Genomic DNA, 15585 nt, shown 5'->3' with positions numbered 1-15585 from the left:
TGTGACTACAAATGCGGTGATAATATGCAGGTCGAGAAGATAGAACTTGAGAACGGTTCGGCCATGGGTCTGAGCTTCCAGATGCAGAATGCTCCTCTGCTTGTTATCAGGGCGGACAAAGGTTTTGTGATGTGCGGTTATCTGGACCTTGATACTGCAGGCATCCTCGGGGATGTTGCTGTCAGGGTAAAAGGTGTCAACACATTCGATGACGTGCTCAAGGCACAGGTTGTAGGTGCTACTCCTGATGCCATCGACCTTGGTATCAAGGTGGGGATGACGGGGAAAGAAGCACTGGAACTGATGTTCTGATATCCGACAGATCCTTTATCTCTTTATTTTTCTTTCATCCGAATACTGTCATTGAAACGCTTTAAATACTACTTCTATTCTCTATTGCAGTTATCATGCTGTATGCTTTTGAGTTATCCGGGGAGCACGCTGTCCTGCCGTGCAAAGAGGTCTTCGCATGTCTTTCAATGGAAGGACTTGAGTACAGGGAGCATGCCTCCTATGACAATTGTCTTGTGCTTGATATTGAAGGCGAGGGTATCGATGAGAAACTCACTTTTATAGCAGGCAGGCTTGCAATGTCCCATCACATATTGAAAGTGGTGGGTATCTGTGAGGTCGAGACCGACCAGATAATCGGCATGTGTGACAGGTCCGATATATCATCTCATCTTTCAGAAGGACAGACATATGTTGTCCGCGCAAAGAGGGTGCATCACCATGGTGATGTCAAAAGGGAATTCATTGAAGGCAGACTTGGGGGTAGCATATATCGTAAGGGCTTCAGAGCGGACATGAAGAACCCTGATGTAACGTTCCGTTTCATAATGACCGACATGGCTGTGCTCGGCTCGGTCGTAGCATCAATTGACAGAGGCGCCTATGAACACAGGGCTCCGCACAGGAAACCATTCTTCTACCCCGGAGTGCTCATGCCCCGCGTAGCGAGGGCATTGGTGAACATCTCACAGGTAAGGGATGGAGATACCCTTTTCGATCCTTTCAGCGGTACTGCAGGTATTCTTGTGGAAGGCGGTCTTGTAGGTGCTCATGTGATCGGCACCGAGGTGCGCTATAAGATATCACATGGAGCCAGGATGAACCTTGATGAGTACAATGCCGACTATTCCCTTCTGGTAGGCGATGCCTGCCGTGTTCCTCTTAAGAGTGCATCAGTGGATGCGATCGTCACAGATCCGCCGTATGGTCGCTCGGCAGCTATCAGGGCAGAGTCATTGCATCATCTTTACACTGATTCCTTTGCAGAGATGTACCGTGTGCTCAAACAGGGTAAGCTTGCAGTGGTGGTCTCAGAGATGAAGGTGGAGGAATTCGCGGAGAAGGCAGGTTTTACAATAGCCGATATCTTCACCCAGAAGGTCCACAAGAGTCTTACAAGGACGTTCACGGTTCTCTACAAGGATTGAGCAACATATCGCTCATGTATCAGTGACCAGTATGCTGCAAGCATGCTCTCTGATTCCTTGTATTCCGGGTAACGTTTCATGATATGGTTCCAGAACCGCTGGCTGTGATTGAGTTCTATAAGATGGACCATCTCATGAAATACGATGTACTCTATCATATCCTCCGGCAGGTGTCTCATGTAGCTGTTGAAGTTCAGGTTGCCCTTTGAACTACAGCTTCCCCATTTTGTTCTCATCCTGCGGAACCCTATCTTCTTCGGTTCTACGTGGAGTTCCTTTTCCGCCTTTGAAACAAAGGAGTGTACCAGTTCCTTTAGTTGTGCAAGGGACCTGTCAGCTACAAGTTCTACGTCCCTTGATATCTCCTTTAGTTTCTGCATCCGGGAGAATCTGTTATAGATCCATCTGCGATGCCTGTGAATGACCATCTCATGGTCCTTGTGGGAATGTGGGACTACCAGGTATAATCTTCCATCCCTGAACTCAAGTCTGGGGTTCTTGATATCCCTGTGGATAAGCTCATAGTCTATGACCATATCCTTTATGCTTGCCTGGCACTGCATCCTTGTTGGAATGTAAAAAATGAAGGGGTCTATCTTTCTTCTCTTGGAACAAGACTTTCCATAACCTCTGCCATGACCCTGTGGCGCACCAGGTAGTCATGTACGTTCTCGTCGGCCCTGCGTATGGCATAGCCGTCCTCGCACCAGTCAATGGGTTCGGGATATTCGATCTCCATGAGTGTGAGTCCGTATGCTGCGGCAGGTTCCAGGCCTTCTTCGTAGGATTCGGGGTCAAGCATCTGGTTCAGCCATTCTTCGTCCCTTACCCCGCTTCCAACCATTGTAAGGGCTGTGACGATCTTTCTCACCATGTTCCAGAGGAAGCTGTTGGCCTGTATGTCTATCTTTGTGAGTGTGCCGCTGACACGTACATCTATCCTTTGAACATTCCTGATCGAGCTTTTGTCCTCGTCCTTGGTACAGAAATTCGCAAAATCATGTTCTCCCACAAGGATCTTGGAAGCAGCCCTTATCCTGGAGATATCGTATTGTTCCCCGCTCATGATGTATCTGTACTTGCGGCTGACAGCCCATCTCCTTGGGTCGAAATCATCAGGCACCTCTGCGTGTGCCCAGGCCCAGATAGAATTCGGGAGTTTGGAATTGATCACCCTTGGTATGGCAAGGTTGGGTTTGTCGGTATTGAATGCCACCACCTGTTCCCTTGCATGTACTCCTGCATCGGTACGTCCTGAACTTGAAAAACGGGCAGACTTCGGATCATCGATGATCTCAAGGTCTGTGAGTGCGTTGAACAATTCTCCTTCTATTGTCGCAACATCAGGCTGTACCTGGGAACCATGGTAGCCTGTGCCTACGTATGCTACTTTCAGAGCAACTCTCATACCATCACTCTGGCCTCATATGTTCTTTTTTCTATAATACATTTCTCTCACGAACAGAAGGGTTATGATGAATAGGCATCCGAAAAAGAACCATACGCTGATATGGGACAGGAGTCCGTCCCTGAAGATGCTGCCTGCCGGTTCAGCAACTGCTGTCATGTTATCTGTGAATGCCTGGGTTACAGGAAGGGTCTCTTTCTGGTTACCGGTGACATTTGCCATCCCATCTCTCATAAGGCCGGCACCGGCCTCACTCCCATTGGGTGCGGAGGAAGCTACCATCTCCGGGCTTACCTCGTCGACACCGGGGATGCCATCAGCACTCATCTCCTCAGCAGGTACTTCATATTCCATTGCTTCCTCAACAGGCATCTCTTCTTCGATAGGAACATCCACGCTGTCATCTGTTGCTATGTCTGTCATTTCTGTGCTTTCAGCATCTGTCTCAATTTCCAGTGCTGTTTCTTCGGGCATCTCCTCGTTCACAACGAGTTCATCTGCCACAATATCTTCTTCAGCAACATCTTTGGCCATAAAAGCCATGGGCTCTTCTCCAGGAACAGGGGAAGTTGAAGCTTCCTGTGACATCGCAGGTGCGGCACCCATACTAAAACTTCTTGTGAGGGCTTCCAGCCCGGTTGCGGCAAAGACCGCGCCTGCAACAAGTCCCAGATACTTCTTCAGCATGCTTATGATGGATGACCTGTCGTCCTTTGTACTCCCCGGAGCAACGACGATGAATTTCTGGACAGGTTCGTATATCTTGATCTGCCTTCCCTTTTTGCTCCACTTTGTCTCTTTAACTTTGATGAGGTCCGCTTCGACAAGTCCGTCGAGGTTGTATTTGACAGTTGTAAGTGGAAGTTCGAGCTGTTCAGCGACATCGCTGGCGGACATAGGCCTGTCTGCAAGGATATCAAGCATCTTCATTGCTTTTTCATTTGAAAGTACCTGGGTGATTCGCTTCGAGTCCTCACTGAGCGGGACAATGAGGACCTTGTCGGAGTTGGTACTTTCTTCGTTATCTCCCATGGATCGTACTATATGGAAATTGATTTATATTTCTTCCTTTAGGTTCAATTCTGTTCGAAGTCTTAATCTATTTCAAGCGTAACTCGTAAAGTTAAAGAATAGATAGAACAATATGGGGTAAATTCTAGGGGCTATTACATCATGATAACTAAAGAACGAATAATGGAAATTGTTGAGAACTACGACCTTAATGATCTGAGCATTGCCACTGTTTGTTCTCACTCAAGCCTTCAGATATTCTACGGCGCAAGGAAGGAAGGCTTCAGGACCATAGGTATCTGTGTGAAGGAACCACCAAGATTCTATGATGCTTTCCCGCTTGCAAAACCGGACGAGTTCATAGTTGTTGACAGTTACAAGGAGATATCCAACGTCCTTGATCAGCTCACGGCAAAGAACGCTATCGTCATCCCCCACGGTTCCTTTGTGGAATACATGGGTGCTGAGGCATTTGCAAACCTTGCCATCCCTACTTTCGGGAACCGTGCTGTCCTTGAATGGGAGTCCGACAGGGAGATGGAGCGCGTATGGCTGGAGGGCGCGGGACTTGAGATGCCAAAGGTCGTCAAACCGGAGGAGATAGATGGCCCTGTCATGGTCAAGTACCACGGTGCAAAAGGTGGCCGCGGTTTCTTTGTTGCCAAGAACTATGAGGAGTTCAAGGAGCATGTCGACCCTAATGAGAAGTTCACTGTTCAGGAATTCATCGTAGGTACAAGGTATTATCTCCATTTCTTCTATTCACCACTGAGGGAGGAAGGTTACAAGCTCAGCAATGGTATCCTTGAGATGCTCAGTATGGACCGCAGGGTTGAGTCCAATGCAGATGAGATCTTCAGGCTCGGTTCCCCAAAGGAGCTTGAAGAGGCGGATATCATTCCATCCTATGTTGTAACCGGAAATGTCCCTCTCGTTGCAAGGGAGTCCCTTTTGCCAAAGATATTCTCTCTTGGAGAAAAGGTAGTTGAGCAGTCCCTTGAACTGTTCGATGGTATGATCGGTCCTTTCTGTCTTGAGACAGTGGTCACCGACAAGCTTGAGATCAAGGTCTTTGAGATATCCGCGCGTATCGTTGCAGGTACCAATATCTACCTTGCAGGATCTCCATATTCCGATCTTGTCGAGCCAGACCTTTCCACAGGCAAGAGGATCGCACAGGAAATAAAGCTTGCAAGTAGAACAGGTCAACTGGATAAAATTTTATCTTAATACGGCCTATAATTATCCATGGCTCTCTTCAAAAGGGCCATGGGTGTGATACTATTTCTGACACAACAGAATATGATGTTGTTATCGTGGGTGCCGGTCCAGCCGGACTTTTTGCAGCCTATGGGCTTTCAGATCGGGGTTTGAAGGTACTTGTTGTTGATGCGGGCAAGGATATAGACAAAAGGCATTGTCCGATGTCCTCGGTACTGTCTTGTCGCCACTGTGCCCCATGTTCCATTCTTTGTGGTGTTGGGGGCTCTGGAGCCTATTCTGATGGGACATTGAACCTCAGACCTGATATCGGCGGGGACCTGTCAGAGCTCACGGGTGATGATGCGGAAGCATGGGCGCTTGTAGACTATGTGGATGATATCTACCTGAAGTATGGTGCGCCACAGAAGGTCTATTCTGCCACTGGCAGGGACGCCGAGATGTTGAAGCGCAGGGCAGCCTCTGCAGGAGCGAGGTTCATAGACATAAAACAACGTCACATCGGTTCGGATAATTCCACTGCTCTGATCGCAAATATGAAGAATGACCTTGTTTCAAGAGGAATTGAATTCCTCCTTGATTCAAAGGTAGAGGACATCATTTTGGAGGATGGGGTATGTAAGGGCATCCTCTTTGACAGCAAAGACCTCCGTGCAGAGTATACGTTGCTTGCTCCCGGAAGGGTGGGTTATGAATGGATGAACGATCTTGTCAACAGGCACTCGATAAGTTACTCGTACAGTGGGGTGGACATCGGTGTGCGTGTGGAAGTGCCTTCCATTATAATGGATCCTGTAACAGGGATCAATCATGATCCTAAATTCCACATCTATACACGAAAATACGATGATTTTGTGAGGACATTCTGTACCAACGAGCACGGTTTTGTGGTCAAGGAGGAATACGAGGGTTTTGTTGCGACAAATGGTCATTCCATGCACAGCAGGGTCTCGGAGAATACCAATTTTGCTTTCCTTGTGCATGTGGAGCTGACACATCCAATGGAGAACACCATAAAATATGGAAGGTCTGTGGCAAAGCTCGCCACCACCATAGGTGGAGGGAAGCCTGTGGTCCAGAGACTTGGTGACCTGAAACGGGGCCGAAGGTCCACAGCTGACCGCATCTCCCGAAATGCAGTTGTCAATACTCTGAAGGATGTAACCCCGGGGGACATATCCATGGCCCTCCCTCACAGGATGGTAATGGATATCATAGAAGGTCTGGAAGTTCTGAGCATGATCATCCCGGGTGTAGATTCGGATTCCACTCTTCTCTACGCGCCTGAGGTGAAGTTCTACTCACTGAAAATAGATGTTGACCGAACCATGCAAACGAATATACCTGCTCTTTTTGTTGCAGGCGACGGTGCTGGTCTTTCACGGGACCTTGTTAATTCATCGGCAACCGGCATACTGGCTGCTAAAGGTATATTGTCACACATTGATAAGAAGTAACGAGGAACCTCGCATAATGATGGTTTGGGTGAAGTTTGGGGTATGATACATTAAAAAGGATCAATGCATCAGAGGGGAATGATGTGATGACGGAGATTCCTCGACTCCATGATATATGTAGGCCTATATATATCTTATTAGTTTGTTCAAATCACTCTTTTTATTTTAGGGAGTCTTATTTTTCCGTATTATTTTTAAGAATGGACCTTATGAAATTTAGCACAAAATAAAAAATATTATATACGGTGACCTGACTTCCAACTTCATTATGTCCTACTCATTAGATGCAGGTGTTTCAAAACAGCAGTACATCCTTGGTGGGGATGATGAGGAAGTCCTTCTCTATATGGGGAGATATCTTGCACGCGACCGTTCTTCAGGCTCCCATGTGTCCCTTGATGCGAACAGGCCACATGCAATATTCATTGCAGGTAAGAGGGGGTATGGAAAGTCCTATACAATGGCTGTCCTCATGGAGGAGCTGATGCTGCTTCCTGATGAGGTAAGAATGGGTGTTGCTTCTGTTGTTATTGATACCATGGGTATCTTCTGGACGCTTGCTAAAGACAATGGGATGCAGAGTTCCCTCATAGATGAGTGGGGAATGGAAACAAAAGGATTCGATGTCGATGTCTTCGTACCCGCAGGAAGCCTGAAAGGTTATGAGGAAAGGCATATAGATGTCAGCCCGCTGTCGGTCCCGATATCTCAGATAGACAGTTATGAGTGGTGCAGGCTTTTCGATGTAGATGCGGTTTCCCCTCCGGGTGTGCTTATCATCAGGATCATAGATGAACTGAAAAAAGAACCATCATTCTCTTTTGATGACATCATCGATTCGATAATGGAGGATGAGCGTTCGGACCTGGTTACAAAAGGTGCTGTGGAGAATCATTTTCGAACAGCTTCATCATGGGGTGTTTTTGCTGAAAGAGGTGAGGGTATAGAGTCTATCGTCAAAGGAGGCTCAACATCTGTCATTGATGTGAGTACTATTAGGAACGAGGCTGTAAGGTCCGCACTTCTGAGTTCCATTGCCAGGAATATCTATCATCTCAGACTTGAAGCAAGGCGTTCCTATGAACGGACCATGATGGGCGATAAAGATGTTGAAAAAGGGATTCCTATGGTCTGGATGTTCATCGATGAGGCCCAGCAGTTCCTGCCGGCTGAGGGGAGAACACTTGCATCGGATATACTTTTGAACGAGTGGCTGAAGCAGGGAAGACAACCCGGTCTGTCACTGGTACTTGCAACGCAGCGTCCTTCATCCATCCATCCTGATGTTCTCTCACAGTCCGACATAGTGATATGTCATCGTCTCACATCCCGGGATGATATCGATGTTCTTGAATCTGTCAGGCCGACCTATATGATGGATAGTTTTTCAGAGCCTCTAATGAATATGGGTTCTGAGAAAGGGGCAGCACTGGTTGTTGATGATAATACTGAAGCTCATCATATTATCAGGGTCAGGCCACGTCTTAGCTGGCATGGTGGGGACGACCCTTCGATCATTTCATAATTCATTTCTTCTTTATATGCAAAGATCGGCCAGTATATCTGCATAATCTTAAAACAAATTATATATTTCTACAAGAGATTGGTTGATGCGGTTAGAATATATAAGCAAATACAGAAGATCAGCCACAATATCCATTTTGCTTCAAGCATTGCATTTTAAACGCCCGGCATTTGATGATGTGGAATTCTGTTTTTCATCGTCTTCTGTACATCATATTGATAAGTGATTCGATGAGATCATACGAGAACAGGCAACAAAGCATTGTAGATAGAATTGATTCCGAAGAACCTCTCACAAAATGGAATGACTGGAAATGGCAATTAAGACATTCAGTCACTGATATATCCACATTTGAGACCCTTCTTAATATTGAATTCGAAGCGGGAGAAAGGACCGCGCTTAAAAGGACACTTGAGACCTTCCCTTTATCCATCACACCTTATTATCTATCATTGATAGAAGCTGAAGATTTCAGGAACGATCCGATCTTCATGCAGTCATTTCCATCCCCCAGTGAGCTTATCGTTTCATGCGCTGAGATGGCAGACCCCTTAAGTGAGGACCACGATAGCCCGGTTCCCGGTATAACGCACAGGTATCCTGACAGGGTACTTTTCCATATAAGCAATGTATGTTCAATGTACTGCAGGCATTGCACAAGAAAAAGAAAGGTAGGGGATGTTGATTCCATTCCTCACAAGGAAGAGGTACTCAAAGGGATCGAGTATATAGCAAATACACCGGAGGTCAGGGATGTACTGCTTTCAGGTGGGGATCCTTTCATGCTTTCAGACGAGTACCTGGACTGGATCCTTACTGAATTGAGGGCTATTCCACATGTAGAGGTAATAAGGATCGGTAGCAGAATGCCTGTGGTTCTCCCTTATCGTATAACGGATAATTTAGTGGACGTATTGAAAAAACACCACCCTGTATGGGTGAATACTCATTTCAACCATCCTCGTGAAGTCACGGCTTCATCAAAGGAAGCATTGAGAAAACTTGCAGATGCAGGTATACCTCTAGGGAATCAGACCGTTCTTCTTGCAGGTGTGAACGATTGCTACAGGATATTGAAGAGGCTCTTCCATAAAATGGTGGAGAACAGGGTCAGACCTTATTACCTGTATCAGTGTGATCTCTCAGAAGGTCTTACTCATTTCAGGACTTCCGTAGGCAAAGGTATGGAGATCATGGAGCACCTCATAGGACATACAAGTGGTTTTGCCATTCCTTCATACGTGATCGATGCTCCCGGTGGCGGAGGTAAGATCCCTGTGATGCCAAACTATCTGATATCCTGGTCAACCAACAAGGTGATCCTCAGGAACTACGAAGGTGTTATCACTACATATGCAGAGCCTGATTCATATGAGGCTGTTTATTGTGATCGCAAATGCGATGGTTGCAAATTGCAGCTAAAACTTGATGAAGCGCAGGAATGCAAGTCAGTTGGAATTGCAAAGTTGCTGTCCGATCATGATGATGTGACAAGTCTTGTACCTGAAGATACCGAACGTATGGAGAGAAGGAACGTTGAGTGATCAGGTTATTAAAATAAGGAAATCGGTCATCCAACATGGTTCTCTCAATGATCGTGTATATTTGATGAAACTTTCACCAGAGGACTATGAGGAATTGCCTTCTCAAGTGGAGGGTCTGGCTGAGGAGAACGGTTATTCAAAGATATTCTCTAAGATCCCCTCATCTGCAAGGAACTATTTCCAGAGCTCGGGTCATGTTGAAGAAGCCCATGTGCCAGGTATGTACAATGGTAATGATGCTGCCAGTTTCATGGCGAAGTTCCTTTCAAATGAACGTTCAAGGGAAAAGGTGCCTGATGAGGTCGAAGCGGTCCTGAGCAATGCCCTCTCAAAGCTCGGTCGTCCCAAAGAAGTGGAACTCTCGGATGATGAGGAGTGCTCTATATGTGTAGAAGAGGATGTTGAAGAAATGGCAGGGATATATGGTAAGGTATTCCCAAGTTATCCGTTCCCTATACAGGACCCTTTATATCTTCTAAGGACGATGCATGAGGATCTTATCTATTTTGGTATTAGAAAAGACGGGAAGCTTGTTGCTATAGCATCCTGTGAGATGGATGTTCAGAACAGAAATGTTGAGATGACAGATTTTGCAACATTGCCTGAATTCAGGGGTAAAGGATATTCTCATTATCTTCTGAGTAAGATGGAAGAAAAGATGCGGGAAATGGATATCATAACAGCGTATACGATCGCAAGGGCAAGATCATATGGTATGAATACAGTGTTCTCACGTAATTCCTACGTCTATGCAGGTACTCTTGTGAACAATACCAACATATCGGGTGGTATTGAAAGTATGAATGTCTGGTACAAACGACTTGATCAGATAAGATAGATGCTGTCCTTAATGCTCTTTGTAATGATCTCTATACTATAGTTCCTGACAGGTACCTCGTACAAAAGGCGATTGTTAATGAAATTTGTCAGTTCCTCTTCATCATTAAAAAGTCCGAATGCTTTAATAGAGTACTGGCCTGTCGTCTGGTATATCTTGATGAACTCTTCGATAAGCATCAGTTTTTTGATGCTATCTCTCATCTTCTTTGGTTCCATTTCAAGATTGAAGATCGCAAAGGTACTTTTTCCGAATTTCTTAGGGTTCAGCAATACTGTATAGTTCTTGATGTATCCTTCATCTTCCAGCTTTTCGAGTCTGTATCTGACCCCGTTCTCGCTGAGACCTACCTCTTTTGCTATCTCTGATATCGGTGTCCTGGCTCCTTCTTGCAGTATGGACAATATGAGTTGATCCTTTTTGCTGACCATTGCCTTAACCTTAGGGTTGCTACTATTAATGATCTCTGTTATAGTTCACTGCAGTTCCTGATCCTTTACTCTGCAAGATATTTCTGCAATTAGTGATTTGCCAGTAGTATTATTTAGGATGATGATATCTAAGGTATAGTTTCAAATCCATTAATGATACTTATCGATTAATACTAATTAGGTGTAAATATGAGCGGAAGAGTCTGGAAATTCGGAGACGACGTTGATACTGATGCTGTAATTCCGGGAAGGTATTTGATCATGAATACTCCTGAGGAACTTGCAGCACATGCTTTTGAAGGTGTGAGACCTGAGTTCCCTGGTGAGGTCAAAGAAGGTGACATCATCGTTGCCGGTAACAATTTTGGATGCGGTTCTTCAAGAGAGCACGCTCCAATTGCATTGAAAGGAACAAAGATCAGCTGTGTGATCGCCAAGTCATTCGCACGTATCTTCTTCAGGAACTCCATCAACATCGGTGTTGCACTCCTTGAGTGCCCTGATACCGACAATATAGATGATGGAGATGAGCTTGATGTTGACTTTGCATCAGGTGTTATAAAGAACGTCACTAAGGGCGAACAGTATCAGGCAACACCTCTGCCTGAGTTCGTAAGGGGCATTATGGATGCCGGCGGACTGATCGAGTACACAAGACAGATCATCTGATCTGTCAGGTAAATATCAAGAATATATCACGATATCAATATTAGGTGTAATTATGACACAGTATAAAATACCTGTAATTCCAGGAGACGGTATAGGACCTGAGATCATTGCTGAAGGACGTAAGGTAATCGATGCTGCAGGTGAGAAATTCGGTTTCGATGTTGACTGGGTTGAGTTCCCACACGGAGCAGACCACTATCTTGAAACAGGGGAACTTATCTCTGAGGATTCCCTGAAAGAGCTTTCAGGCTACAAGGGAATCTATCTTGGTTCCATTGGAGACGACAGGATCGCACCTGGTGTACTTGAGAAAGGTATCCTGCTTGCTGCAAGGTTCTACTTCGACCAGTACATCAATCTGCGCCCAATAAAACTTCTTGATGGCGTATGGTGCCCTATCAAGGACAAGACTCCTGCAGACATTGACTTTACAGTTGTCAGGGAAAATACCGAGGACTTCTATATCGGAATCGGCGGACGTGCAAAGTCAGGCACAAGCAAGGACCTTCTTGAGGTTCACAGAACACTTTACAACGCAAAGTTCGGTCTTGACATCGAGACTGACAGTGAGGAGATCGGTTACCAGGTAGGTATGATCTCAAAGGAAGGCACACAGAGAGTTATCAACTATGCATTCGACCTTGCTGAGAAAAGCAAGAAGCATGTATCATCAGTTGACAAGGCAAACGTCCTTTCAGACATATACGGATTCTGGAGAGAGGAGTTCAATGCAATTGCTGAAAAGCATCCTGATGTCACTACAGACTTCAACTATGTTGATGCAATGACCATGTGGTTCGTCAAGAATCCTGAATGGTTCGATGTGGTTGTAACACCAAACATGTTCGGTGACATTATCACTGATCTTGGAGCAATGGTACAGGGCGGTCTTGGACTCGCACCTGGAGGAAACATCAACCCTGAAGGTACCAGTATGTTCGAGCCTATCCACGGTTCAGCACCAAAGTACAAGGGCCAGAACAAGGTCAATCCTATCGCAACTATCTGGGCAGGCGCTATGCTCATTGAACAGATGGGTGAGAAGGAAGCAGCAGATGCTATTGTCTCAGCTATCGAGACCAACATTCGTGATGCAAAGGTCCAGACATACGACATGGGTGGATCAGCAGGCACATCAGATGTTGGTGATGACATTGCAAGGATAGTCCTTGGAAAGTAATTTTTTCTTTTGCATCCATCCGGATGCATCTCTTATCTTTTTTTAAAGTAATACCATTTTGATTCAGTTTTCTCATTTCAATGCTTTCTATTAGGATTGTTATAACATTTTGTTCTTAATTATGTGCAAATCAATTTATTTGTGATAAATATATTTAATTATGTTTATTCATGATAGATATGCTCTTTTTATCCGTAGGATTTATATGCAATGTACAATTCATCATATTTGTTACTAAATTGCACAAGCAGGTGTAATTTAAACAAGCAAGTTTATTGAGAAGGGATCTCAAGAATTTATGAAAGCAGTTGGAGGCATGTCGAGAGGGAAATGCATGCCTCCTTAATATTCTTGAAATAAATAGTGCTATGAAGGCAGTTATGCCGGTCTTTGACAACGCAGATGGTTGTTAGTTTTTCCTTGTTTTTAGTCAGATACATTGTTCGTATATCATCATCATTATGGTGATTAGATACTTTAGAATAGATATAATTATATATCAGAATGCAGACCCTATCATTGTAGATAATGGCAAAAGGAGCCTGCAACACTGATGAAAGGTTATCGGACCTTCATTTTAAGGAGTGTGAATTCTCGTATGACAAAAACAATTGAAGAACTGGAAAGTGATCTGAATCTCATGAACGAGATGTTCCGCAAGTATGTAAAACTCTCCAGCAATTACCAGAAACAGATCGGAAATGCTGATATTCCAGAAGAACAGCGTAAAGTCCTCATGGAAAAGCTTGAAGTAGAGAACGAGAAGGTCCGCCAGGCAAAAGAGAAGATGGAAAAGTTCGAGCAGACCATAGAGACGCTCAAAAGATCCAATGAAAAACTGCAGCAGGTAACTTCCTGCAACAAAGAAGAAAGCAAAGAAGAAAAAGATGAATATCTTGTGGCTTATATGTAAAGCCACAAAAAGTTTCTTTTATCTTAGTTTTGATTTTAATTTTACTTTAAATCTAATATTAGTTCACTATACGGGTTCCAAGGTCTACACCTTTTTTGTCCCCGCTTTTCTTACTTTCCTCTGAGATCACTCTGAGGACATTCTGAGGGTCACTGCCTTCCATAACTATTGTCTCAATGTTGCAGCGCTCGATTATCTTTGCAGCAAGAGGGTCCACAGGTGATTTCGATCCTGCCTTCATCTCTGTTGCCATCACGGTATTTACGAGTTCTTTTGCAGTCATTGTCTCATACTTGACAGCTTCGGGGTCCTCACGTGGGTCTGCAGAATATACTCCATCGACTGCTGTTGATATGACCAGAAGGTCGGCCCTCAGGTACTCTGTGAGTATAGCTGCAACTGCATCTGTGGTCTGTCCGGGGATGACCCCACCCATGACTATGATCTTTCCTGAAGAGAGTACGTCCTGCGCCTCTTTATAGTCCTTTGGTGGCTCGGGGTATGCAGCGTCACCAAGTGCGGATATGAGCAGTTTTGCATTCAGACGTGTTATGTCGATGCCTATGTAATCGCATTCGACCTCATTGGCTCCGGTACTGCGGGCCACGCTGATGTAATCCCTTGCAGCAGCACCGCCGCCGGTCACTACGACTATCTCATGCTCTCTGGCAAGCTCCTTGAGTGCCTCAGCATATCCCAGAAAACTATCCGGTTTAAGTTCTTTTGCCAGTATTGATCCACCGACTGATAATATGATTAACATGATGATCTCTAGTCGTTACGCTTTCCTGATTTTAAAAGTAACGCTATGGACAGGATAGCGATCGCGCCCATTATGGATGTGAATCCGGGGACCAGTGTCGATATTGACAGAGGAGGTCTGTTCAATCCCATACTCTCACTGTGAAGCACATTACCATTGTAAAGCCCTGTTACCTCTATCGGGTCTCCAGTTTCGAGCGCAGTGGAGCCATAGAAGTAGATTCTCATAGCATTGTCTTCCTCGTCCCTGATGGTGATCGTATATCTTCCCATGGTCTGCTCGATTGCAGACATGTTCCCTGTTACTGTCATGTATTTCCCATTATGGTATGCAGGGTCGACAACGATCTCGCTTATATTGACCAGTCCCATATCCACTATAGGATAACGGAGTATGTAAGTGGGTATAAGTTTGTCCTCTGCTATAGGCTCATGTATGAATTCCCCTGTAACAAGGGCCTGTTCGCTGACATTGAAGCCATCGAAAAGTTCGATCTTTGCAGTATCGATCTTCAGGGAATCAGGACCGTCAGTGAGGACTGCGGATTGCTTTGTCAACTCTGAGAAGTTCCCGATGACACTTATCTTACGATATGCCATGGTACTGTCATAGACAGTAGGGTCCTCTTTTATTTTAGAGAGGGGGACTATCTCAAGCTCGAACATCGATGCGTACGTGCTTGTGGCAGTACAACTTAGTAGCAGGATCGCCATGAATATTGTTCTTATTATACTGCTCTTTGACAAAGGATCACCTTTCAATGGTATTATAGACCAGATAAGGTGATATTGATATATTATATTTTGCACAGGATATAATCCACTCACCTATGCACGATCCCTTTTAAGGGGAAAAAATAGAAAAGTAAAAGATATGGAATAAAGAATTGATCTTATTCCATTGCGATTGCGTCTGTTGGGCAGACATCGACACATGCAGCGCAGTCAAGGCACTCGCCTGCTTCTACGACTGCGATGTTGTCGCCGTTGAGTGTAATTGCCTCTGCTGGGCATTCATCTATACATGTTCCGCAACCGACACATTCATCGACAGTAATAATTGCTACCATTTGTTTTACGCTCCTTTTGTTGCATACAAGGTTTAATTGTTTTGCATATTTCTCTACAGAATCATCAGTAGAAATCTACACCCTACATAACAGAAGTGGGATAAAAAGCTATCGTTA

General features: G+C 45.0%; 17 protein-coding genes. 10 read left to right on the top strand and 7 right to left on the bottom strand.

Features of this window, described 5'->3' with window-relative positions; genetic code table 11:
* Positions 1 to 24: 24 nt before the first annotated feature.
* Together V7O63_RS02100 and V7O63_RS02095 are read left to right on the top strand one after the other, a co-directional pair.
* The gene (locus V7O63_RS02100; RefSeq protein ID WP_340819724.1) at positions 25 to 312 is read left to right on the top strand and encodes a DUF1805 domain-containing protein; all 288 of its coding nucleotides are present in this window, start codon (positions 25 to 27) and stop codon (positions 310 to 312) included.
* A 95-nt stretch (positions 313 to 407) separates the two neighbouring features.
* A complete protein-coding gene (locus V7O63_RS02095) occupies positions 408 to 1439 on the top strand; it encodes a TRM11 family methyltransferase (RefSeq protein WP_340819722.1) in 1032 nt (343 codons plus the stop codon).
* Here V7O63_RS02095 and V7O63_RS02090 read toward each other — a convergent pair.
* From V7O63_RS02090 to V7O63_RS02080, 3 genes are read right to left on the bottom strand one after another with little or no spacing between them, the layout of a single operon-like run.
* Positions 1427 to 2002: a M48 family metallopeptidase gene (locus V7O63_RS02090; RefSeq protein ID WP_340819720.1), complete on the bottom strand. Its 576-nt coding sequence runs from the start codon at positions 2000 to 2002 to the stop codon at positions 1427 to 1429. The two genes, V7O63_RS02095 and V7O63_RS02090, sit on opposite strands and share 13 nt — an antisense overlap.
* A 29-nt stretch (positions 2003 to 2031) precedes the next feature.
* The gene (gene truA, locus V7O63_RS02085) at positions 2032 to 2847 is read right to left on the bottom strand and encodes a tRNA pseudouridine(38-40) synthase TruA (RefSeq protein WP_340819719.1); all 816 of its coding nucleotides are present in this window, start codon (positions 2845 to 2847) and stop codon (positions 2032 to 2034) included.
* Positions 2848 to 2862: 15 nt separating this feature from the next.
* Positions 2863 to 3879, bottom strand: coding sequence for a helix-turn-helix domain-containing protein (locus V7O63_RS02080; RefSeq protein WP_340819717.1), 1017 nt, complete (start codon positions 3877 to 3879; stop codon positions 2863 to 2865).
* A 141-nt stretch (positions 3880 to 4020) separates the two neighbouring features.
* Between V7O63_RS02080 and V7O63_RS02075 the strand changes: the two genes are divergently transcribed.
* The 5 genes from V7O63_RS02075 to ablB all read left to right on the top strand — a co-directional run bounded on the left by V7O63_RS02075 (position 4021) and on the right by ablB (position 10443).
* Complete coding sequence (locus V7O63_RS02075; RefSeq protein WP_340819715.1) at positions 4021 to 5088, top strand: formate--phosphoribosylaminoimidazolecarboxamide ligase; 1068 nt, start codon at positions 4021 to 4023, stop codon at positions 5086 to 5088.
* 53 nt (positions 5089 to 5141) lie between these two features.
* Positions 5142 to 6536 carry an NAD(P)/FAD-dependent oxidoreductase gene (locus V7O63_RS02070; protein WP_340820869.1) on the top strand — a complete coding sequence of 465 codons (1395 nt, stop codon included), beginning with the start codon at positions 5142 to 5144 and terminating at the stop codon, positions 6534 to 6536.
* Positions 6537 to 6804: 268 nt separating this feature from the next.
* Positions 6805 to 8061: an ATP-binding protein gene (locus V7O63_RS02065; protein WP_340819713.1), complete on the top strand. Its 1257-nt coding sequence runs from the start codon at positions 6805 to 6807 to the stop codon at positions 8059 to 8061.
* Positions 8062 to 8291: 230 nt separating this feature from the next.
* Positions 8292 to 9605 (top strand): lysine 2,3-aminomutase, encoded by a 1314-nt coding sequence (ablA, locus tag V7O63_RS02060; RefSeq protein WP_340819711.1) that lies wholly within the window; start codon positions 8292 to 8294, stop codon positions 9603 to 9605.
* On the top strand, positions 9559 to 10443 hold the full coding sequence (gene ablB / locus V7O63_RS02055; RefSeq protein WP_340819709.1) for a putative beta-lysine N-acetyltransferase: 885 nt from the start codon (positions 9559 to 9561) through the stop codon (positions 10441 to 10443). Before ablA ends, ablB begins: the two co-directional genes overlap by 47 nt.
* On the opposite strand, the gene V7O63_RS02050 is transcribed toward ablB, so the two are convergent.
* Complete coding sequence (locus V7O63_RS02050; protein WP_340819708.1) at positions 10431 to 10874, bottom strand: Lrp/AsnC family transcriptional regulator; 444 nt, start codon at positions 10872 to 10874, stop codon at positions 10431 to 10433. The genes ablB and V7O63_RS02050 overlap by 13 nt on opposite strands.
* A 189-nt stretch (positions 10875 to 11063) precedes the next feature.
* Here V7O63_RS02050 and V7O63_RS02045 point away from each other — a divergent pair, with 189 nt between their 5' ends.
* From V7O63_RS02045 to V7O63_RS02035, 3 genes are all read left to right on the top strand, one after another.
* On the top strand, positions 11064 to 11543 hold the full coding sequence (locus V7O63_RS02045; protein WP_340819707.1) for a 3-isopropylmalate dehydratase small subunit: 480 nt from the start codon (positions 11064 to 11066) through the stop codon (positions 11541 to 11543).
* Positions 11544 to 11595: 52 nt separating this feature from the next.
* Positions 11596 to 12723, top strand: coding sequence for an isocitrate/isopropylmalate dehydrogenase family protein (locus V7O63_RS02040; RefSeq protein WP_340819703.1), 1128 nt, complete (start codon positions 11596 to 11598; stop codon positions 12721 to 12723).
* Positions 12724 to 13321: 598 nt separating this feature from the next.
* Positions 13322 to 13636 (top strand): hypothetical protein, encoded by a 315-nt coding sequence (locus tag V7O63_RS02035; RefSeq protein ID WP_340819702.1) that lies wholly within the window; start codon positions 13322 to 13324, stop codon positions 13634 to 13636.
* Positions 13637 to 13694: 58 nt separating this feature from the next.
* Here V7O63_RS02035 and pyrH read toward each other — a convergent pair whose 3' ends face one another.
* From pyrH to V7O63_RS02020, 3 genes are all read right to left on the bottom strand, one after another.
* Entirely contained in the window at positions 13695 to 14399 is a 705-nt protein-coding gene (pyrH, locus tag V7O63_RS02030) for a UMP kinase (protein ID WP_340819700.1), read from the bottom strand.
* Positions 14400 to 14407: 8 nt separating this feature from the next.
* Positions 14408 to 15145, bottom strand: coding sequence for a hypothetical protein (locus tag V7O63_RS02025; RefSeq protein ID WP_340819698.1), 738 nt, complete (start codon positions 15143 to 15145; stop codon positions 14408 to 14410).
* Between the two features lie 146 nt (positions 15146 to 15291).
* Positions 15292 to 15468, bottom strand: a complete 177-nt coding sequence (locus V7O63_RS02020; RefSeq protein WP_340819695.1) for a 4Fe-4S binding protein — start codon at positions 15466 to 15468, stop codon at positions 15292 to 15294.
* Positions 15469 to 15585: the final 117 nt, after the last annotated feature.

Source organism: Methanolobus sp. WCC4, from assembly GCF_038022665.1.
Lineage (GTDB): Archaea > Halobacteriota > Methanosarcinia > Methanosarcinales > Methanosarcinaceae > Methanolobus.
Note: the sequence above shows the minus strand (reverse complement) of the source record. Positions and strands in the feature narration are given on the sequence as shown.

Bases quoted from the DNA above. Each gene is read 5' to 3' on its own strand.
- V7O63_RS02100 (WP_340819724.1), top strand. From the start codon at position 25: ATGCAGGTCGAGAAGATAGAACTTGAGAACGGTTCGGCCATGGGTCTG.
- V7O63_RS02095 (WP_340819722.1), top strand. From the start codon at position 408: ATGCTGTATGCTTTTGAGTTATCCGGGGAGCACGCTGTCCTGCCGTGC.
- V7O63_RS02090 (WP_340819720.1), bottom strand. From the start codon at position 2,002: ATGCAGTGCCAGGCAAGCATAAAGGATATGGTCATAGACTATGAGCTT.
- truA (WP_340819719.1), bottom strand. From the start codon at position 2,847: ATGAGAGTTGCTCTGAAAGTAGCATACGTAGGCACAGGCTACCATGGT.
- V7O63_RS02080 (WP_340819717.1), bottom strand. From the start codon at position 3,879: ATGGGAGATAACGAAGAAAGTACCAACTCCGACAAGGTCCTCATTGTC.
- V7O63_RS02075 (WP_340819715.1), top strand. From the start codon at position 4,021: ATGATAACTAAAGAACGAATAATGGAAATTGTTGAGAACTACGACCTT.
- V7O63_RS02065 (WP_340819713.1), top strand. From the start codon at position 6,805: ATGTCCTACTCATTAGATGCAGGTGTTTCAAAACAGCAGTACATCCTT.
- ablA (WP_340819711.1), top strand. From the start codon at position 8,292: ATGAGATCATACGAGAACAGGCAACAAAGCATTGTAGATAGAATTGAT.
- V7O63_RS02050 (WP_340819708.1), bottom strand. From the start codon at position 10,874: ATGGTCAGCAAAAAGGATCAACTCATATTGTCCATACTGCAAGAAGGA.
- V7O63_RS02045 (WP_340819707.1), top strand. From the start codon at position 11,064: ATGAGCGGAAGAGTCTGGAAATTCGGAGACGACGTTGATACTGATGCT.
- V7O63_RS02040 (WP_340819703.1), top strand. From the start codon at position 11,596: ATGACACAGTATAAAATACCTGTAATTCCAGGAGACGGTATAGGACCT.
- V7O63_RS02035 (WP_340819702.1), top strand. From the start codon at position 13,322: ATGACAAAAACAATTGAAGAACTGGAAAGTGATCTGAATCTCATGAAC.
- pyrH (WP_340819700.1), bottom strand. From the start codon at position 14,399: ATGTTAATCATATTATCAGTCGGTGGATCAATACTGGCAAAAGAACTT.
- V7O63_RS02020 (WP_340819695.1), bottom strand. From the start codon at position 15,468: ATGGTAGCAATTATTACTGTCGATGAATGTGTCGGTTGCGGAACATGT.